20 protein-coding genes and 1 pseudogene are annotated in these 19220 nt (G+C 67.8%); 9 read left to right on the top strand and 12 right to left on the bottom strand.

Annotated elements, in window-relative coordinates:
* The first annotated feature begins 6 nt into the window (after window positions 1-6).
* Entirely contained in the window at window positions 7-609 is a 603-nt protein-coding gene (locus A3ES_RS0118135; RefSeq protein WP_020388257.1) for a TetR/AcrR family transcriptional regulator, read from the top strand.
* 181 nt (window positions 610-790) lie between these two features.
* Here A3ES_RS0118135 and A3ES_RS47510 read toward each other — a convergent pair whose 3' ends face one another.
* Window positions 791-1240, bottom strand: coding sequence for a MarR family winged helix-turn-helix transcriptional regulator (locus A3ES_RS47510; RefSeq protein WP_020388256.1), 450 nt, complete (start codon window positions 1238-1240; stop codon window positions 791-793).
* Window positions 1241-1329: 89 nt separating this feature from the next.
* On the opposite strand from A3ES_RS47510, the gene A3ES_RS0118125 reads away from it, so the two are divergent.
* The 4 genes from A3ES_RS0118125 (at window position 1330) to A3ES_RS0118110 (ending at window position 6200) form a co-directional block, all read left to right on the top strand.
* The gene (locus tag A3ES_RS0118125; protein WP_020388255.1) at window positions 1330-1797 is read left to right on the top strand and encodes a DUF2269 family protein; all 468 of its coding nucleotides are present in this window, start codon (window positions 1330-1332) and stop codon (window positions 1795-1797) included.
* 113 nt (window positions 1798-1910) lie between these two features.
* Entirely contained in the window at window positions 1911-2714 is an 804-nt protein-coding gene (locus A3ES_RS0118120; RefSeq protein WP_020388254.1) for an exodeoxyribonuclease III, read from the top strand.
* 75 nt (window positions 2715-2789) lie between these two features.
* Complete coding sequence (locus tag A3ES_RS0118115; RefSeq protein WP_020388253.1) at window positions 2790-4868, top strand: S9 family peptidase; 2079 nt, start codon at window positions 2790-2792, stop codon at window positions 4866-4868.
* 372 nt (window positions 4869-5240) lie between these two features.
* On the top strand, window positions 5241-6200 hold the full coding sequence (locus tag A3ES_RS0118110; RefSeq protein ID WP_020388252.1) for a sigma-70 family RNA polymerase sigma factor: 960 nt from the start codon (window positions 5241-5243) through the stop codon (window positions 6198-6200).
* A 94-nt stretch (window positions 6201-6294) separates the two neighbouring features.
* Here A3ES_RS0118110 and A3ES_RS0118105 read toward each other — a convergent pair whose 3' ends face one another.
* From A3ES_RS0118105 to A3ES_RS56755, 3 genes are all read right to left on the bottom strand, one after another.
* On the bottom strand, window positions 6295-7206 hold the full coding sequence (locus A3ES_RS0118105) for an endonuclease/exonuclease/phosphatase family protein (RefSeq protein WP_020388251.1): 912 nt from the start codon (window positions 7204-7206) through the stop codon (window positions 6295-6297).
* A 231-nt stretch (window positions 7207-7437) separates the two neighbouring features.
* Window positions 7438-8163 (bottom strand): HAD family hydrolase, encoded by a 726-nt coding sequence (locus tag A3ES_RS0118100; RefSeq protein WP_020388250.1) that lies wholly within the window; start codon window positions 8161-8163, stop codon window positions 7438-7440.
* 56 nt (window positions 8164-8219) lie between these two features.
* Window positions 8220-9326: a CPBP family intramembrane glutamic endopeptidase gene (locus tag A3ES_RS56755; RefSeq protein WP_157630587.1), complete on the bottom strand. Its 1107-nt coding sequence runs from the start codon at window positions 9324-9326 to the stop codon at window positions 8220-8222.
* 661 nt (window positions 9327-9987) lie between these two features.
* On the opposite strand from A3ES_RS56755, the gene A3ES_RS0118090 reads away from it, so the two are divergent.
* A complete protein-coding gene (locus A3ES_RS0118090; RefSeq protein WP_020388248.1) occupies window positions 9988-10956 on the top strand; it encodes a Dyp-type peroxidase in 969 nt (322 codons plus the stop codon).
* 57 nt (window positions 10957-11013) lie between these two features.
* On the opposite strand, the gene A3ES_RS0118085 is transcribed toward A3ES_RS0118090, so the two are convergent.
* The 3 genes from A3ES_RS0118085 to A3ES_RS0118075 all read right to left on the bottom strand — a co-directional run bounded on the left by A3ES_RS0118085 (window position 11014) and on the right by A3ES_RS0118075 (window position 13698).
* The gene (locus A3ES_RS0118085; protein WP_020388247.1) at window positions 11014-11976 is read right to left on the bottom strand and encodes a hypothetical protein; all 963 of its coding nucleotides are present in this window, start codon (window positions 11974-11976) and stop codon (window positions 11014-11016) included.
* A gap of 66 nt (window positions 11977-12042) precedes the next feature.
* A complete protein-coding gene (locus A3ES_RS0118080; RefSeq protein WP_020388246.1) occupies window positions 12043-12945 on the bottom strand; it encodes a hypothetical protein in 903 nt (300 codons plus the stop codon).
* A gap of 21 nt (window positions 12946-12966) precedes the next feature.
* Complete coding sequence (locus A3ES_RS0118075) at window positions 12967-13698, bottom strand: hypothetical protein (RefSeq protein WP_237744986.1); 732 nt, start codon at window positions 13696-13698, stop codon at window positions 12967-12969.
* A 354-nt stretch (window positions 13699-14052) separates the two neighbouring features.
* On the opposite strand from A3ES_RS0118075, the gene A3ES_RS0118070 reads away from it, so the two are divergent.
* Together A3ES_RS0118070 and A3ES_RS0118065 are read left to right on the top strand one after the other, a co-directional pair.
* A complete protein-coding gene (locus tag A3ES_RS0118070; RefSeq protein WP_020388244.1) occupies window positions 14053-15600 on the top strand; it encodes an ATP-dependent DNA ligase in 1548 nt (515 codons plus the stop codon).
* Entirely contained in the window at window positions 15590-16273 is a 684-nt protein-coding gene (locus A3ES_RS0118065; protein WP_020388243.1) for a class I SAM-dependent methyltransferase, read from the top strand. The genes A3ES_RS0118070 and A3ES_RS0118065 overlap by 11 nt, the downstream gene beginning before the upstream one ends.
* Here A3ES_RS0118065 and A3ES_RS47505 read toward each other — a convergent pair.
* The 5 genes and pseudogenes from A3ES_RS47505 to A3ES_RS0118045 all read right to left on the bottom strand — a co-directional run bounded on the left by A3ES_RS47505 (window position 16270) and on the right by A3ES_RS0118045 (window position 18754).
* Window positions 16270-16563, bottom strand: coding sequence for an NUDIX domain-containing protein (locus tag A3ES_RS47505; protein ID WP_020388242.1), 294 nt, complete (start codon window positions 16561-16563; stop codon window positions 16270-16272). The genes A3ES_RS0118065 and A3ES_RS47505 overlap by 4 nt on opposite strands.
* 40 nt (window positions 16564-16603) lie before the next feature.
* Window positions 16604-17272 carry a hypothetical protein gene (locus A3ES_RS47500; protein WP_237744996.1) on the bottom strand — a complete coding sequence of 223 codons (669 nt, stop codon included), beginning with the start codon at window positions 17270-17272 and terminating at the stop codon, window positions 16604-16606.
* 44 nt (window positions 17273-17316) lie between these two features.
* Window positions 17317-17583, bottom strand: a pseudogene (locus A3ES_RS56095) (epoxide hydrolase N-terminal domain-containing protein); the annotation flags it as partial.
* On the bottom strand, window positions 17580-18020 hold the full coding sequence (locus A3ES_RS0118050; protein WP_020388239.1) for a MarR family transcriptional regulator: 441 nt from the start codon (window positions 18018-18020) through the stop codon (window positions 17580-17582). The pseudogene A3ES_RS56095 and the gene A3ES_RS0118050, both read right to left, overlap by 4 nt.
* A 41-nt stretch (window positions 18021-18061) precedes the next feature.
* Window positions 18062-18754: a Type 1 glutamine amidotransferase-like domain-containing protein gene (locus A3ES_RS0118045; RefSeq protein ID WP_026162973.1), complete on the bottom strand. Its 693-nt coding sequence runs from the start codon at window positions 18752-18754 to the stop codon at window positions 18062-18064.
* Window positions 18755-18975: 221 nt separating this feature from the next.
* On the opposite strand from A3ES_RS0118045, the gene A3ES_RS56090 reads away from it, so the two are divergent.
* Window positions 18976-19220: hypothetical protein (locus A3ES_RS56090; RefSeq protein WP_237744985.1), on the top strand; the 245-nt coding region annotated here is incomplete at its 3' end.

Here is a 19220-nt window from a genome sequence, read left to right as displayed (position 1 = left end):
GGCCTGGTGAGCCACACCTCGTCCACCCGGTTGCAGCCCGAGGAGCGCCGGACCCAGATCCTCGACGCCGCGCGCCGGGTCCTCGAGGCCGACCCGCACCGCGAGCTCAGCGTCGAACTCGTCGCCGCCGAGGCAGGCGTCTCCCCCGCACTGCTGTTCCACTACTTCGGCTCCAAGAAGAAGTTCCAGTACGCCGTGATCGAGGCAGCCGCCGCCGAGGTGATGCTGCGGACCGCGCCGGATCTCTCACTGCCACCCGACGAGCAACTCCGCACCGGGATCCGGGCGTTCGTCCGGGCCGTGCTCGAGGCTCCTCAGCTCTACCGGGCGACGCTACTGATGTCGGCGGCCGGCGACCCCGCAGTACGGGCTCTGCATTCGGAACTGCGACAGGTCTTCAGCCAGTGGGTGATCAACGCGGTCGCCGAGCGAGGCATCGCCATCACCCCCACCATCGAGCTCGCCTGCCACGGCTGGCAGGGCTACGTCGAGCAAACTCTGCTGACCTGGATCGACAACCCGACGGTCTCCCCCACCGAGCTGGAGCACCTCTGCGAACACTCCCTCGACGCGATCCTCAGCACCGCCAACCCCACCGAGTCCATCTGAGGGGTTGTCACCTCAGAGAGCGGGTTGCCCCGCGACGGGGACAAGCCGGCCGGACCGCCAGGCATACACAACCCGCCATCAGCCGCCCGACACGCCGAGGCAAGCGTTTGCCCCAGCAGGTTGGGTATGCATGGACGCCCGTTGCCTTCAGCAACCACTCCATCCTCTCGGGGTTGATCCCTCAGAGGGTGCGGAGGGCTTGCAGGGTGGTGGCGGCCAGGAGCTCCGCGTTTTCGTTGCCTATGGCATCTAGTAGGCGGCGGTCGACGGCTCGGAGTACTGCGCGGCCGCGTTCGAGCAGGGCCTGACCGGTCTCGGTGACCTGGAGATCGGCGGTCCGGCCGCGGCCGGGCTCGGTGAGGAGTTCGACCGCGCCGATCTCCTGCAACTGACGCAGCGTCGACTGCATGCTCTGGGCAGTGATGCCGTCGCGACGCGCCAGCTCGCTGTAGGACAGCCCGGGCTCGTGGGCGAGGTGCCCGAGGGCGGAGAAGTGCCGCATCGACATGCCCTGATCGCGCAGCGCCGCCTCGGTCTGCTCACGGAGTTGCCGGCCCAGCATCATCAGCAGCAACGACGGACTCGCCGTCGCCCCGGCCGGCGGACCACTCTCCTCCTCTGGTGCTGTCACGGGCACATCATCGCAGGCCCGACCCTGTTTCAGTCCGACTGATACCTGAGTTACAGTCTGCCTGAAACACGACCACCTCAGGGAGAGCGATGAACAAGTTCCTGCTCAGCGTGCACGTGCTCGCCGCCATCATCTTCGTCGGGCCGGTGACGGTCGCCTCGAGCATGTTCCCGCCTCTCGCGCGCCGCGAGTTGGCGGCGGAGCAGCCCAGTACCGCGGTACTGCGGGTCCTGCACCGGATCAGCAATGTGTACGCGATCGGCGGCCTGACCGTGCCTGTCTTCGGCGTCGCCGTCGGTGCCGGCCTCGGCGTGCTCGGCGAGACCTGGCTGGTCGTGTCGATGGCGCTGACCGCCCTGGCAGCCGCAGTACTCGTGGTCGCCGTCCTGCCCGGCCAGGCCGAAGTGCTCGCCGTGACCGGGCAGGATCGTGATGCGCGAGCCGCGGTGCTGCCCCGCGCGAAGATGCTGTCGATGAAGACGGGAATCTTCGCCTTGCTCTGGGCGGCCGTCACCGTGCTGATGATCATCCGGCCCGGCTCGACAACCGGGGTGTGATGAGCGGCTAGCGTCCTGAGCCGGGTGGTCGTGCTTCAGCTCCGGTGTTCAGGTGCGTGCCTGGGCGCCGGAGATGTGCACGACCACCCGGCTCAGGGCGCTAAGGTGCCTGGGTGCTGAAGGTTGCGACGGTGAACGTGAACGGGATCAGAGCGGCGTACCGGCGAGGGATGGCCCGGTGGCTGGAGGAGACCGATCCGGATCTGTTGCTGTTGCAGGAAGTCCGGGCGACGGACGAAGTACTGCGTGATCATCTCGGCGGGGACTGGCAGATCGCCCACGCCGAGCCGGCCATCGACGGGCACAAGGGCCGTGCCGGTGTCGCCGTCGCGAGCCGTCGGCCGATCAAGCAGGAGAACGCCGAGATCGGGCCGGAGCGGTTCACCGGGACCGGTCGCTGGATCGAGGCCGATGTCGTGCTCGACGACGGATCGCCGCTGACCGTGATCAGCACCTATGTGTTCACCGGCGAGTTCGAAACGCCGCCGCGGCAAGAGGAAAAATACGCCTTCCTGGACGCCTTCGCCGAGCGCTTGTCCGTACTCCGCGCCGACGGGCGGCACGTGCTCGTCTGCGGCGACCTCAACATCGCCCACCGCGAGGTCGACCTGAAGGCCTGGAAGGCGAACCGGAAGAAGAGCGGGTTCCTGCCCGAGGAGCGCGCCTGGATGGACAGCTTGTTCGAGGCCGGCTGGGTGGACCTCGGCCGTCGCTTCGGCGGCGACGGGCCGGGACCGTATTCCTGGTGGTCGTGGCGCGGAAAAGCGTTCGACAACGACGCCGGCTGGCGGATCGACTACCAGATCGCTTCTCCCGCGCTCGCGGCCGCGGCGGCCTCCTGCGTGATCCACCGCGCACCGACGTACGCCGAGCGCTGGAGCGACCACGCGCCGGTCGTCGCGACGTACGAACTCTGAGCCTTTCTGCCTTCGTGGGCAGGACCTGTGGAAACCCGCAGTACGCCGAGGCGCGGTGCGGGGTAGTCTCCCGGCATGTCCGAGTTAAAGCCGCCAGTAGCCGCCCGTAAGCCGATCGAACGCAGCCACCACGGAGACGTTTTCGTCGACGACTACGAGTGGCTGCGGGACAAGACGAACGATGAGGTGCTCGACTACCTACGCGCCGAGAACAGCTACACGGAGGCGCGCACCGAGCACCTCGAATCGTTGCGTGAGGCAATCTTCTCGGAGATCTCCGACCGGACCCTGCAGACCGACCTGAGCGTGCCGGCCCGGCGCGGCGGGCACTGGTACTACTCGCGAACCATCGAGGGCAAGCAGTACGCGCTCAGCTGCCGGGTGAAGGTGTCCGGTGACGAGCCGCCCGCGACCGACGGCGAGATCCCGGGCGAAGAGGTGCTGCTCGACGGCAACGAGCTGGCCGGCGACTCGGAGTTCTTCTCGCTCGGGACGGTCGACGTCTCCTCCGACGGCCGGCTGCTCGCCTACTCGGTCGACTTGACCGGCGACGAGCGGTTCACGCTCCGGATCAAGAACCTCGACACCGGCGAACTGCTCCCCGACGAGTTGCCCGGCGTTCACTATGGCTCAGCCTGGTCCACCGATGGCTCGACCGTCTTCTACACGAAGGTGGACGACGCCTGGCGGCCCCACCAGGTCTGGCGGCACACCCTGGGCACCTCCACGGACGACGACGTCCTGGTGATGGAGGAGGCGGACGAGCGGTTCTGGGTCGGCGTCGACCTGACCCGCAACGAGCAGGCCATTCAGATCTCCCTCGGCAGCAAGCTGACCAGTGAGGTCTGGCTGCTCGACGCCGCCGACCCGGTCGGCGAGCTCGTCGTGGTCGCGCCACGCCGCGAGGGCATCGAGTACGACGTCGAGCACGCCGGCGACCAGTTGCTGATCGTGCACAACGCCGACGCCTCCAACTTCTCCCTGGCCACGGCTCCGCTGAACTCCCCCGGCGACTGGACCACGCTGATCGAGGGCGACGAGTCGAGCCGCCTGCTCGGCGTCGACGCCTTCGCCGAGCACGTCATCCTGTACCGGCGCCGGGACGCGCTCACCGAGCTGGCGATCATGCGCCGTGAGGGTGACACGTTCGGATCGCCGGAGGCGCTCACCTTCGACGAGCCGATCTACACCGTGTCTCCGGGCCGCAACGACGAGTGGGAGGACACGCGGTACCGGTTCGGCTACACGTCGCTGGTGACGCCCGGGTCGACGTACGACGTGGACGTGGCGACGGGCGAGCGGCGGTTGCTCAAGCAGCAGCCTGTGCTCGGTGGCGTCGACCTCAGTGCCTATACGCAGTACAGGGAGTGGGCGACCGCGCCGGACGGGACCAAGGTGCCGATCTCGATCGTGGCGCGCAAGGACGTCCTGAGGGACGGCAACGCGCCGGTCGAGCTGTACGGCTACGGGTCGTACGAGTCGTCGATGGATCCGTGGTTCTCGATCCCACGGCTGTCGCTGCTCGACCGCGGGGTGGTCTGGGCCATCGCGCACGTGCGCGGCGGTGGAGAGCTCGGCCGGCACTGGTACGACGACGGCAAGATGCTGACCAAGAAGAACACCTTCACCGACTTCATCGCGGCCGCGGAGCACCTGGTCGAGTCGGGCTGGACCAAGCCCGAGCGGATCGTCGCGCAGGGCGGCAGCGCAGGCGGCCTGCTGATGGGCGCGGTGGCAAACCTGGCCCCGCAGGCCTTCGGCGGGATCGTCGCCGTGGTGCCGTTCGTGGACGCGCTGACGACGATTCTCGACCCGTCCCTGCCGCTGACAGTGATCGAGTGGGAGGAGTGGGGCAACCCGCTCGAGGACCCCGAGGTCTACCGGTACATGAAGTCCTACTCGCCGTACGAGAACGTCACGCCGCAGCAGTACCCGCCGATCCTCGCGATCACCAGCCTGAACGACACCCGCGTCTTCTACGTCGAGCCGGCCAAGTGGGTGGCGAAGCTGCGCTCCACGGCAGCCGGCGAGCCCAACGTGCTCCTGAAGACCGAGATGGAAGCCGGCCACGGCGGCCGCAGCGGCCGGTACGACGCCTGGCGCGAACTCGCCTTCGCCTTCGCCTGGGAACTGGACGTCCTCGGCCTCGCCTGACACCCCGTGTGAGCCGGAAGACCCTGGGTACCTGAGGTGTTGTAGGCAGCGAGAGTGATTCGCGATGTGTTGTGCAACACATCCAGCGGGTAACAATCGCTGCTGAAGCAGGTATTCGGGATCGATCCACGAGAAAGCTGAGAAGTAATCCGGGGGCCATTCCGGCCCGAAAGCCCAGTAGATCAAGCCGATTGTGCTCGCCGTCTGCCGACCGCGCGCAGAAGCGGTCCGCTGAGCGGGGATCAGGGCAGGTTTCAGCCGTCTGGGAGTGCCGGGAAATCTCAGGGAACATTCAGGCTGTTTACACACTCATCGTGGAATCTTGAACCTCACTCGAGCGTTGCTCTCCATGTAACGACGAAGGGAGTTTCGGTGGCTCGCACGGCTCGTGTCCGTTCAACGGACGACGGTATCGACGGTAAGGACAGCGTCGGTCTCTACCTGGAAGAGATCGCTCGCACTCCTTTGCTGACCGCGGAAGAAGAAGTCGAGCTCGCTGAGACGGTTGAGGCAGGTCTCCTCGCGGAGCAACTGCTGGCCGAGGGGCGGGTTGGACGCAAGAAGGGCGGAGCGCCCAAATATGCGACGGAGGAAGAGCTGGAGTGGCTGGCCGATGAGGGCCAGCGCGCGCAGCAGCGGTTCGTGACCGCGAACCTCCGGCTGGTGGTCTCGATCGCCCGCCGCTACGGACGGTCCCAGATGCCGCTCCTGGACCTGGTCCAGGAAGGCAACACGGGGCTGATCCGCGCGGTGGAGAAGTTCGACTACCGCAAGGGATTCAAGTTCTCGACGTACGCCACCTGGTGGGTGCGGCAGGCGATCACGCGCGGTATCGCGCAGCAGGCCCGAGTGGTCCGGCTGCCGGTGCACGTGGTGGAGCAGCTGAACCAGATCGGCTCGGCGCGGCGCACGCTGGAGCGCAAGCTCGGGCGTGAACCGGAACTCGACGAGATCGCGGCGGAGCTGGACCTGGACGTGGAGCGGGTCACCGACCTGATCCGGATCGGCCGGGACCACATCAGCCTGGACAACCCGATCGACGACGAGGGCGAGACCTCGCTGGGCGACCTGATCGCGGCCGAGACCGCGCCGGGCCCCGACCAGCTGGTCGCCGACGCGTCGGACCGCTCGGGCCTGTTCAGCCTGGTCGACCAGCTCGACCCGCGGTCGGCAGACGTGATCCGCCGCCGCTATGGACTGCACGACGGCCGCCAGGCCAAGCTCGCCGACATCGGCGCCGTGCACGGCATCTCCGCCGAGCGCGTCCGCCAGATCGAGCGCGAGGCACTGGGCCGGCTCCGCCTCCTGGCAGACCCGACCCTGGCCGCCTAGGCAATCAACCCAACCGAAACCCTCCTCAGGACCCCCGGCGCCACCCTCCCTGCCCGGGGGTCCTGCCATACCCAAGGTGTCAGGCTCAGGGTGGTCAGGGGAGCGAGATCCAGGACTCGACCGGGAGGTGGTCGCTGGGGAACTGGCCGTCCTTGGAGAAGGTGTTGATGGATGCCTTCGAGACACGGAGGCCTGGAGTGGTCAGGATCCAGTCGATCCGGTTCCCGTTCGGAGTCAGCGGCTTGTAGCCGTGGAAGGTGCCCCACAGGTCACTGCGCCGCTCGGCCGTCACCCAGCTGTCGTCCAGCGGCCCGTTCGTGACCAGCTTGTCGTACACGGTCAGCCCGGGCTTCGAGGCCTCGTTGAAGTCCCCGGTCGCGATCACCGGCAGTGCCGGGTCGAACTTCGCCATCCGCTGCAGCAGCAGGTCGGCCGACTTCGACCGCGCGGTCGCGTCGAAGGCCTCGAGGTGCGTGTTGACCGCGTAGAACTGCTTGCCCGACACCTTGTCCTTGAACCGGACCCAGGTGACCATTCGCGGGCAGCAACCGCCCCACGTCTTCGACCCGATCACGTCGGGCGTGTCCGACAACCAGAAGTGGTCGTACTCGAGCGGCTGCAGCCGGCGCTGATCGAAGAAGATCATCATGAACTCGCCCTTGCTGCCACCCTCCCGCCCCAGCCCGATCGAGTCGTACGCCGGCCCGAGGTCCGCTGCGATGTCGTTCAGTTGCGAGTAGAGCCCTTCCTGGGTGCCGATCAGCTGCGGCCGGGCCTGCCGCAACTGCTCCCGCATCACGGGACGTCGATCGGCCCAAGTGTTCGGCGGGGTGTCGCTCGCGTAGCGCAGGTTGTACGACATCACGTGCAGCTCGCCGCGGGACGAGCTCTGCGCGGTGGCACTTGCATCGGTCGACGGGGCAGCCGAGGCGACGCCGCTGGGCACGGTCAGGCCGAGGGTGGCGGCCGCGAGCAGCGCGGCGAATCTCCGGCGGGTAGTGAACATCGTCTGGAACCTCCAGGCAGAGTGGGCGGTACCCCGGACACCGACGACCGGGGTGGAGGTTCGCCCCGGCGCCTGAGGGCGCCGGAGGTATTACACGAACCTCCCACCCAAGGACGTTAACGAGTTCCGGTAACCAGTGCTCGACCAGCGCGCGTCGAGAACATGTCGCCCGCGGAGTACGCCGAACCGGACCGCGGCGCGGCGTACTCAGAACCTGTCCTGTTCCAGTGATCAGGTGGCGGCGCGACTCCAGCTGGAGATGAGAGCGGGGAGTTCGGCCAGGCGGTGGATGGTGGCGTCGGGGGTGCCTTCGGTGTGGCCTATCTGGTTGGCCGGGATCGCGCTGTGCGGGATGTGGACCGCGCGCATGCCGACGTTCTGGGCGCCCCAGACGTCGTCGAAGAGGCGGTCGCCGACGTACAGGCAGCGGGCCGGGTCCGTCATGCCGACCGCCTTCATCGCCGCCAGGAACGCCTCCGGGTGCGGCTTCGTCCACGGAACCTCGCTGGTGTAGACGGCGCCATCGAGCAGGTCGAGCACCCCGTCGCGGGCGAAGATCTCCTCGTGCCGGCGGCGGGACCAGATCGTGTTCGACAACACCCCGATCTTCAGGCCGTCGGCGCGAAGTGTCTTCAGCGTCTCCACCGCGTCCGGCTCAAGCTCCGTGTGCGGATGCCACTGCAGCTCGTACTCCGTCAGCGCGGCCGGCGTCAGCTCCACCTCGGCCAGCAAGCAGACCTCCTCGAGCGTGCTGCTGAGGTGCTCGTCACGGGACCGCGTCCAGACGGAGTCCTCCGCCGCGAGCAGCTTCGCCGCCAGCTCGTCGGCGCGCTCCTCGTCGACCACGCGCGCCACCGACCGCCACACGGCGTACAGGTCGATGGTGTGCCAGGTCGCCAGCGTGCCGCCCCAGTCGAACAGGACGGCTTCGATCGGTTCACTCTTCACGTTCGTCACGGCGGACACCTTGCCAGATCCCGCCGACAGAACTCCCCCGGTTTATGCCGCGCGGATCAGCTGACCTGCGCGATCTGCTTCCGCTTCGCCAGCCAGAGCACACCGACGGCGTACAAGGCGATGCACGGGATGTCGAGCACGAACACCGGCCAGGGCGCGCCACCCTGGTCTGCCCAGCCGTCCAGCTGGCCGAGTGCGGCGGGTATCAGGAAAGCGATCAGGTTGTTGACCGTGTGCAAGGCGATGCCGCACTCCAGTCCCCCGGTCCTGATCGTCAGCCAGCCGACGGTCAGCGCGAAAAGGAAGACGTCCGCCATCGCCCAGCCGGTGTAGCCGTGCCCGAAGACGAACGCCACGCTGCTCACGATCAGCGCCGGCCACGGCGTCCGGAGGATGCGTTTGATCAGGCTGACGAGAGGCTTGCCGTCGGTGTTGTCCGGACCATAGGCGCCGACCGCCTGGATCAGCCAGCCGCGGAAGGCGAACTCCTCGGCAGCCGACTGGAACGGGACCAGCAACAGGATCACCAGAGCCGGTACGACGAAGCTGCCCCAGCCGACGAAGGAGCCGTCGGGGGTGGCCGGACCGGTGTCGACGTTCGGGAAGAGTGCTTCGAAGGCGGCGCCGAGGGCGATGTTCAGGCCCATGTAGCCGAGGCCGGGCAGGCAGCACAGCAGCATCCAGCGCCAGCGGATCTTCCCGACGACCGAGGCGACGCTGAAGGCCGGGCGTCGTTGGATCAGGCGGACGGTCAGGAGGACGACCGGGGTGAGGATGCCGAGCAACAGCAGGTTGACCGCGATGTCCTCGACGGGGTTGTCGAACAGGGCGGTTGCTGATTCGGGCTCGGCGAAGTCGCCGGTGATCATCGCGTGGATGATCTCCCAGAGGACCAGCACCCCGATCGTCGCGGCAATCGCGGCGAGACCGAGCACGATGGTGCCGACGATCGGCCGCCACCACCGGTGCAGCCTGGTCCGCGCCAGCCGGTGGAACGGCGTCCCCTCCACAGCCGCCACCACCCGAGGCTCCTTAACCCCAAACTGCTGCGGGTAGAACATCCCCTGCCCGTACGGCACCTGCCCGTACTGCGGCGGCGCCCCGTACGGCGTCTGCCCGTATGGCGCCGGCGCCCCGTACTGCGGATACCCAGGAGGCGGCACCGCCCCGTACGGCGGTGATCCCGGCGCTGCGCCATACCCCTGGGGCGGCGCACCGCTGTAGGGCTGAGCACCCGGGGCCGGCCCGTACGCCGGAGGTGCACCTACGCCAGGCGGTCCGGCCGGAGCCCCGCCCACCGGCGGTGGGGCGGGATACGGCGGAGGTGCTCCATACGGCGGCGGCTGCTGCGGCGACCACCCCACCGGAGGCTGCCAGCCCCCACCCGGCCCCGCCGGCTGCCCAGGAGCCTGCCAGCCCGCTTGCTCCACAGGTGGCTGCCCAGGGGCCTGCCACGGCCAAGGCGGTTCTGGGGGTGTGGCCGACGGCTCTGCAGAAGGCTGAGGGTCTGCAGGAGGTTGGGCGGGGTCCGGCGGGCCTGTGGGGTGTTCGGGGGTTTGGTCCGCTGGTGGCGGGTCCTGGTGGGGAGCCATGGAAAGACTCTATGAGAGTTCGGGGCGAGCAGGCCTACTGGCTGGCATGCTTCCGGGCATGCGCGGTGTGAGGTTGCGGACTCGGGTGGGAGATTCGCTGGGATCGGTGGCGCCGTCGTGTTGTTGCCGGAGGCATCTGCTGTCGCGATGACCCACCTGAAAAGCCGAGCCGACCGAGTGATTGGCTGTCGTCCGGCCCGCGCTGCGCTTGTGACTTCGTGAAGGAGACTCGATGGTGACCGATCCGACGCCTGGACCGACCGCGTCGACCCGTGCCCTGCCGCAGTCCGTTCTGACTCCGCTGACCGGATCAGCGATCTTCCTGGTGGTCCAGATCGAGCCGGGTGGCGATGAGGTGGCTCGCGACCTGTTGGAGCGCGTCGCAGGATTAACCCGGGCGGTCGGCTTCCGTGTTCCCGCAGGCAGCCTGTCCTGCGTCACGAGCATCGGCTCAGACGCCTGGGACCGCCTGTTCACCGGGCCGCGCCCGGCCGCGCTGCATCCGTTCATCGAGCTGCAAGGCGCCAAGCACAAGGCGGTCTCAACACCCGGCGACTTGCTCTTCCACATCCGCGCCGGTCAGCTGGACATGTGCTTCGAGCTGGCCCAGCAGATCATGAAGGAACTCGACGGCGCCGCGACGGTTGTCGACGAGGTCCACGGCTTCAAGTACTTCGAGATGCGCGACCTGCTCGGCTTCGTCGACGGCACAGAGAACCCGACCGGCACCGAGGCCGGCGAGGCGGTCGTGATCGGCGCCGAGGACCCGGACTTCGCCGGCGGCAGCTACGTGATCGTGCAGAAGTACCTGCACGACCTGAATTCCTGGAACGCGCTCTCTGTCGAGCAGCAGGAGCTGGTGATCGGCCGGACCAAGCTCGAGGACATCGAGCTGCGCGACGACGTCAAGCCGTCCAACTCGCACATCGTGCTGACCGTGATCGAGGACGAGGACGGCAACGAGCAGCAGATCCTGCGCGACAACATGCCGTTCGGCACGATCGGCAGCCAGGAGTTCGGCACCTACTTCATCGGCTACGCCAAGCACCCCGGCGTCACCGAGCTGATGCTGCGCCGGATGTTCCTCGGCGAGCCCGAGGGCAACTACGACCGCATCCTCGACTTCTCCACCGCCGTCACCGGCACCCTCTTCTTCACTCCGTCCGGAGACTTCCTCGACGACCTGCCACCCGCACCCTGACAACAAAGACCGGCCCCCGCGTACGGCGTACGCGGGGGCCGGTGTTGTGGTGCAGAGTCAGTCGCCCGCGAGTACCGGGTCGCTGAACTTGTTCCAGCGGAAGTCCACCGGATCCGGGAACAGCCCAGGCACCTTGCCGAGACCCTTGATCGCGGTCGCCGTGCCGTTCGCGTGGCCGACGGCGTACAGGTACCCCGCCGTCGTGTTCTTGTCGATGCCCAGCAGCAGGGTGCTCCCCTTGCCACAGCGCGCCGCGATCAGCGTCTCGAAACCCTGCCACGACGACGACCTGACCTTCGTCAGCACCGGCTTCATCGGCTGGGTCAGCGGGATGCGGACCGTGTAGAGCGCCCCACTCGCCCACGTCATCAGGAAGGTCTCGTACTGCGCTGTCTGGCTGATCAGCGCCATCGCCTTCATCCCGGCGAATCCGGGCGCGAACCCGGTGGTGTGCCGGACCGGCGTCGCGTCCTTGTAGCGGACATCCCAGCGCAGCATCGTGCCGTCCTTGCGCAGCCCGTACTCCGTCTGCCGCATCCTGGTCGCGGTAGTGAAGGTCGTATGCTCGAACGCCCGGAAGTTGTCCCACCCGCCGCCGACCCGGGTGAGCTTCTGCTGCGACGCGGTCCCGCCGCCGGGCGGTGTGAGGTAGCTGCTGTCGTACAGGCCGGAGCCCATCACGACCGCGCCACTGTGGTAGTCGTCCCCGACCTCGCTGTCGCCGTACCGGATCGTGCTGCTCAGCCGGGACAGCCCGTCGGGATAGATGCCCTTGGCAATGAACATGTGGCTGGTCCGGGACAGCGGCGACGTCATAGCGAAGGTCTGGATGCGGTGATCGCCACCGGTGGTGATGCCACCGGCCGAGACCGTGCAGGCCCCGGCGGTGACCGCTTGGTCCGTTGAAGTCGATGCCCCTGCAGTCGGCGCCGCGGCGGCCGTGCCCCCGCCCGCCACCACCCCCGCCGTCAGCAACCCGGCCGCGAGGACCGCCGCGGCTTTGGACCCCTGGTATCTCATCAGAATTGCCCCCAGTCGTTTGGAACTTCCTGGGAGGGTGGACGCCGACCGGACGGAGAAAGTTCGTCAGTCGCCGTTCAGGCGTGGGGTTTGGGGAGTGTCGCGGTACCAGCGAAAGTAGACCGGGTCGGACAGTTCCAGTGGGACCTCACCGAGGGAGTCGATGACGGTGTCGGTGCCGTCCGCGTGGCTGATCGCGTAGAGGCGTCCGGTGTGGGTGTCCTGGTCGATACCGAGCAGGAGGGTCCCGTTGGCGCCGCAGCGTTCGGCGACCAGGGTGTCGAAGCGCTGCCAGCTCGTACTGCGGACCGGCTTGACCACTGGCGCCATCGGCGACGTGGTCGGGATGCGGATCGTGTAGAGCGCGCCGAGCTGAGTGTTGGCCAGGAAGGTGTCGTAGCTACGGGACTGGCTGATCAAGGTCATCGTCTTGACCGAGGAGAAGCCCGCGACCATCTGGGGATCCACCCAGGTGGTGCCCTGGACGGTCCAGCGCACCAGCACACCGTCGTACCGGAGTGCGTACTGGTTCATGCGCAGGTGCCTGTACGCCGGGCCCTCGTAGTACCGGGAGGTCTGGAAAGCGGTGTAGCCCTGCCAGTCGCCGCTGATGCGTTTGAGGGCGGCAGGGCCGGCCTGCTCGCCAGTGCTGCCCGTGATGTAGCCAGTGAGGTACAGCGACGAGCGCAGTACCAGCCAGCCGCCGCGAAGCTCCTCGCCGGGCCCCATTGGCTGCGTGGCCATTGCGCCGCTGAACGTCGCCAGACCGTCCGGGTAGAGGTCACGGGGGCCGACTGTGTCGCCGAGCAGAGTGGGCGGTGAGGTAGCCGAGATCCCCAGCCCACGATGGTCTCCACCGGCCGTCACCGCGCCGAGCTGCATGCTGCACTTGTAGGCCGCTGCCGCGTGGGCTGCCGGCGCCGGCAGCAAGCCGGTCGTCAACAGGCCCAGCGCGGCGATGCACGCCATCCCCCGTCGGTACATGACGTTCTAGCTGTCGCCGTTGAAGCGGTCGAGATCAGGCATCGGGCCCCAGCGGAAGTACACCGGGTTCGCGAAGGTGCCGGGGATCTTGCCGCGGCCCTCGATGGCCGTCTTCGCACCGTTCGCATGACCGATGGCGTACAGGTACGCCGAACTGGTGTCCTTGTCGATCCCGACCACGAGCTCGCCCAGGCTGCACGACGCCGCGACGAGCGTCTCGAAGCCCTGCCAGGTCTTCGACCGGACCATCGTCACGACCGGCTTGAGCGCTGCCGTGGTCGGGATCCGGATCGTGTACAGAGCCCCGCCGCGGGTGTTGGCGAGGAACGTGTCGAAAGAGTAGTTCTTGCTGATCAGCGCCAACGACTTCACTGACGAGAACCCGGCCGCCGATCCGGCCGCGCGCCAGACCCCGTACATGTCGATGTTCCACCGGAACAGCAGGCCGTCGTCACGCAGTGCGTAGACGCTACGGCGCAGCGGCTCGACGTGGCTCGGCGCCTGGTACTGCACCTGCTCCATGGCTTTGAACCTGTCCCAGCCGGCACCGACCCGCTTGAGCACCTGGTTCTCCGCGGCACCGTCCGGGTCGATGTCGTACCTGCTCTGGTACATGCCGTCCCGCTGGACCACCAGACCATCTGCCCAGCCCCCTGCGGCCGCTGTGGGTTCGTAGGTGAAGTAGCTGCTCAGCCGCGGGTTGCCGCCACCCGAGTAGATGAAGGTCGTCTTCCTCATCTGGGTCACCGTGATCGGCGTAGTCGCCCTCACCGCTTGAGCCAGATGGTCGCCGCCCGGCGTGACGGACCCCAGATCAACGCTGCAAACCCGGTCAGTTCTGGTCGACCCCTCCGCGACCGTCCCTGCCGCTCTCGCCGCGCCGGGCGTGAGCCCAGCCGCCAGTAGCGTCAGCCCCAGGACGGCGGAGGTACCCCGAACTCGCCTCTGCCCATCAGCCACCATGTCGTCTCCTTCTCGAGCAGAACTGGACTGGACCCGCACCGGCGGTGAAGCCGGTCTACCGAGCTTGATGCGGAACGCGCGGGAAAAGTTGTGCCCGAAACTGTCGGTGGTCTGAGTGAGACTGGGATCATGTTGCTCGCAGATGTGGTCGCGACGTCGGCCTCCCTGAGTCAGACCAGGTCGCGCCGTGCCAAGGCCGATCTGATCGCGACCTTGCTGACCACAGCGACCGAGGCCGTCGAGACCGAGATCGTCGTGACCTACCTGTCCGGCGAGCTGCGCCAACGGCGTACAGGGGTTGGCTGGCGGACTCTCGCTGACGCGCCGGCACCCGCCGCGGCGCCTTCGCTGACGATCGAGGAGGTCGACCAGGCGTTCGCCGAGCTGTCTGAGTTCGCCGGGGCCGGGTCGCAGGCCAAGCGGCGGGAAGCGGTGGACGCCTTGTTCGGCCGGGCCACCGATGAGGAGCAGCGGTTCCTGCGGCTGCTGGTCAGCGGCGAACTGCGGCAGGGTGCGCTGGACGGCGTGATGGCGGATGCTGTCGGCAAGGCGACCGGCATCCCGCTGGAGAAGATCCGCGCCGCGACCATGCTGCGGGGAGCGGCGGCGCCGGTCGCGGTCGCCGTACTGACCCAGGGCGAAGCGGGCCTGGAGCAGTTCGGGCTCGAGGTCGGTCGCGGGGTGCAGCCGATGCTCGCGCAGTCGGCGACGACGATCGCGGAAGCCCTCACCAAAACCGGTACTCCGGCGGCGATCGAGTGGAAGCTGGACGGGATCCGCATCCAGGTGCACCGCGACGGCGACCAGGTGGTCGTCTACACCCGCACGCTCGACGACATCACCGGCCGGGTGCCCGAGGTGGTCAGCGCGGTGCTCGAGCTCAAGGCCGACAAGATCGTGCTCGACGGCGAGCTGATCGCGCTCCGCCCCGACGGCCGCCCCGAAGCGTTCCAGATCACCGGCTCCCGTACTGCGACGCGCGCCGCGACCGGACCGGAGACGGTTCCGCTGACGCCGTACTTCTTCGACATCCTGCACCTGGACGGCCACGACCTGCTCGGGCTCGACTCGACCGAGCGGCACGCGTGGCTGAGCACGGTGGTGCCCGAGGAGCGCCGGATCCCCCGGTTCGTGACCGACGACGCCGAGGCGGGTGAGGCGTTCTTCACCGACGCGGTGAAACGTGGGCACGAAGGTGTGATGGTGAAGTCGCTGTCAGTGCCGTACGAAGCGGGTCGGCGCGGGTCCGGCTGGGTGAAGGTGAAACAGACGCACACCCTTGACCTGATCGTGCTCGCGGCGGAGTGGGGACACGGCCGGCGTACGGGGTGGTTGTCGAATCTGCATCTGGGCGCGCGGGACGAGGAGACCGGCGAGTTCGTGATGCTGGGGAAGACGTTCAAGGGGCTGACCGACGAGTTGCTGCGCTGGCAGACCGAGAAGTTCCAGCAACTCGAGGTCAGCCGCGATGACTACACGGTCTTCATCCGGCCCGAGGTCGTGGTCGAGATAGCCTTCGACGGCGTCCAGACGTCGACGCGATATCCGGGCGGGATGGCATTGCGGTTCGCCCGCGTACTGCGTTACCGCGAGGACAAGACCCCGTCGCAGGTCGACACTGTGCAGGCCGTCCGCGCGATCCATCAACCCAGCGAAGGAGCCGACGATGACGAGTGAGCCCGTCGACCCAGATCTCGAGACCCGGCGCCTGGCACGTGAGTCGTTGCGGCAGGACGACCCGACCGGGTGGTTCGAGCGCCTGTACTCCGCTGCCTCCGAAGGTGCGGCCGTCGTTCCGTGGGACCGCGGTACCGCACATCCCTTGCTGGCGGACTGGGTCGAGACCTCCCAGCCTCAAGGCACCGGCAAGCACGCGCTCATCGTCGGTGCCGGGACAGGCTGGGACGCGGAGCTGATCGCCGACCTGGGCTACGACACGACCGCCTTCGACATCTCCCCCTCCGCCGTGGAGACCGCCCAGCGCAATCACCCGGACTCGAAGGCGGCGTACCAGGTGGCGAATCTGCTGAAGCCGCCGGCCGAGTGGCATCGCGCGTTCGACCTCGTCGTCGAGATCTTCACCGTCCAGGCGCTGCCGATCCCACTGCAGCCCGAGGCCACCGAGCGGGTCAGCGACTTCGTCTGCGCCGGTGGCACGCTCCTAGTGATCGCCGCCGCCCGCGACGACGACACCCCTGACGACACCGTCGAAGGCCCGCCCTGGCCTCTCACCCGAGCAGCCACCGAAGCCTTCAGCACCGACGACCTCCGCCTGATCCAGCTGGACCGCCTACCGGGCCCCTCAGACCCAACCACCTACCGCTGGCGAGCCGAATACCTCCGCGACTAACGCTTTGCCGGCACCGCCGGTAGTGGGATCCAGCGCCCGAGGGGCAGCCTCGGCGATATCGACCCCTCCGTCTCGGTGACTGTCACGAAGGCAGGAGCCCTGCTCGGGTCGGCGAACACGGCGATCACCCCGAGCTCCTCCTTCACCTCTCTGGCAGCGGTGTCCGCAGGATGCTCGTCCACCTCGACCTGCCCGCCAGGCGGCAACCACCGCCTGGCGTTCAGGTGATCGACCAGCAAGCTGCTCCCGTCCCGCGCATCAGCCAGTACGACGTACGAAACCAGGTGCATGGCCGGTGTCGCAGGCTTCTCGCAACGGACCACCGACGGTTCAGGGGCGGTAGTTGCGGAAGGTGTTGCGGAGGTCGGTTGTCCATTCGGTGGGGAGTTCCCAGGGGATGAAGTGGCCGCCGGTGGGGTGGGCGGCGAGGTTCACGTGGTTGTACCAGGTGGCGCGATCGGTCTCGAGGAAGTACTCGACACGGCGATCGGTGGTGACGCCGGGTGGGTTCTCGTGGGCGACGAAGGTGATGCCGGTGGGCGCCTCGATGGCCGGGTGGCGGTCATGGGAAGGCGTCCACGGGTGGCGGTTGTTGTTGGCGTACGTACGAATCGACGTGCCGATCGCGTTGTTGACCCAGAAGATCATCGCGTGGGTCAGCAGGTCGTCCTTGCTGAAGACGGTCTCCAGGTCGCCACCGTTGTCGCTCCAACTGCGCCAGCGCTGCAGGATCCAGGCGAGCAGTCCAGTGGGCGAGTCGGACAGGCCGTACGAGAGCGTGCTCGGATCGAGAACGTGGACCGCGAGATGAGCGGCGAAGCGCTTCTCCAGCTCGACGATGCGGGCATGGCTGGCCGGCGGCAACCCGTCCGGGATCGGCTGACCGCCGCTGAGGTCCCAGACGGGACGATCACGTCGAAGGCATCCGCGGGATCCCCGCCGTACGCCGCCGGGTCGGCCAGCGGGTCGATCACCTTGGCCCAGTGCCAGAACGTCCACGGCCAGCCATGCGTCAGGATCAGCGGGACCGGATTCGGCCCCACTCCGGGTTTGCGCAGAAAATGGATCGGTACGCCGTCGACCTCCACGCGGTAGTGCTGATACGCATTGATCGCAGCCTCGGCCTTCCGCCAGTCGTACTCCGTGCGCCAGTACTCGACAAGCTCCTGCAGGTAGCCGCGCCGCACTCCGTAGTACCAGTCCTCGTTGCCGGCATCATCCGGCCAGCGCGTCAGCGCCAGGCGCTGGCGAAGATCTTCGAGTACTCCGTCGGGTACGTGGATCGGCGTTGCCTCCAACGGGAAGTTCATTCGTCTCCTAAGGCTTGATGGAGTTCCACCAGGCGCGTCAGCGCGGGCAGCGCATCCTGGATCGCGGTCCGTTCAGCGGGCGTCAGCCGGTCGGCGAGCTCGGTCAGCCGGGCCACCCGCTCGGCCCGCCGTCCGCGCACGATCGCAGCGCCCTGCTCGGTGATGTGCACGAGCACCGCCCGCCCGTCCGACGGATCCGGCCGGCGTTCGACCAGCCCTTCGCGCTCCAGCTTCGTCACGATCTGCGTGATGGCCGGCTGCGTCACCTGCTCACTCGCGGTCAATTCGCTGAGTCGCTTGGGCCCGCTGGTCGCCAACGTGTGCAGCACGGACAGGGTCGTGAAGCTCAACCGCTGCACGGCCGGCAGCCGGATGTTCATCCGGGTGAAGGCACCGATCACTGCGGCCATCTCGGCGACGCTCAGCTCTCCGCTCACCCAGCTAACTATATAAGCAAGTTACATAACTCACTCATGTATTACACGTCGACAGCAGTCGGCGGCCCTGCGGGGAAGGTCTTCCAGTGGCCTTCGGAGATGACCTCGACGGTGCCGTCGGTCACCTTGATGGCGGTCTGGTCGTCGATGGCGTAGGCCGGACCTGCGATGTCGGCGGCCCATCTCTCCGCATCGGCCATGGTGTTTCCCGGCATGAGTTCGTGGTCCAGGTGCGGGTAGATCGAGAAGTCGACGACCCCGAGCGTGCGGTCGTCCGGCGCGGAAGGCCAGTTGACGAAGTCGTCACCGATCCGCGGTGTCATCACCATGCTGCCGGCGCTCACCCCCACCCAGACCGTCTCGGGCAGCGACGAGATGATGTCCGACAGCCCTGACTGTCGCATCCAGTGGTACAGGTACGTCGCTTCGCCGCCGTCCACCAGCAGCACGTCGGCCTCTCGGACCCACGGCACCCACCGGTCCTCGCCGATGCTGGGCAGCGCGGTGAGCTCCAGGACACCCAACGACGCCCAGCCCAGGCTGGTCATCAGGTGCCACGGAGGCTCGCCGGCGACGAAGCTTCGCACCGAGGCGGGCCCGAGCATCGGCTGGCCCCACTGCGCCGTGGGGATGCAGAGCGCACGGGACTCGGAGATCGGCTTGCCCAGCAGCTCGACCAGCGCAGCGCGGATGCTCTCGTTCGTGACGCCTCCGGAGGTGAGAAGGAGCTTCACAACACCTCCCGAGTCGAGCGCGACGGATTCGTGTGACATAGGCACCGCGGACGTGTCATCGCCTGACTCCATGTCTTGCCCTGTGGCGCCCTCGACTGGCCACCATTCACCCGTTCCACGAACACTACGTTCCGGATCCGACAATCCCCGTCAAGGGCATCGTCGCGAAAGTTTAAGGGAACATACGTCCTATGTCGCTTAGCGTGGATATGATTCTGGGTATGGAAATCCCGGAGTGTCCGCTGGGTCATCGTGGTTCGGTGGTGCGTGCGGGGTGGTATGGCCGGGCTGGTCAGCGGCGGCAGCGGTGGCTGTGCCGGCCGGACGAGGGCGAGCCGCATCGGTTCGCTGAGGTGCTGCCGCGGATCGTGGCGTCGGCGGCGGAGCATGTGTGTGCTGACTGCGCGACGCAGCTGGAGCCGTGGGAGGGGCAGCCGGCGCCGAGGTTGTACGGGTTCGCCGCGCG

Source organism: Kribbella catacumbae DSM 19601 (genome assembly GCF_000372465.1).
Classification (GTDB): Bacteria; Actinomycetota; Actinomycetes; order Propionibacteriales; family Kribbellaceae; genus Kribbella; species Kribbella catacumbae.
The sequence above is the reverse complement of the archived record's forward strand: the minus strand, read 5'-3'. Positions and strand labels throughout refer to the sequence as shown.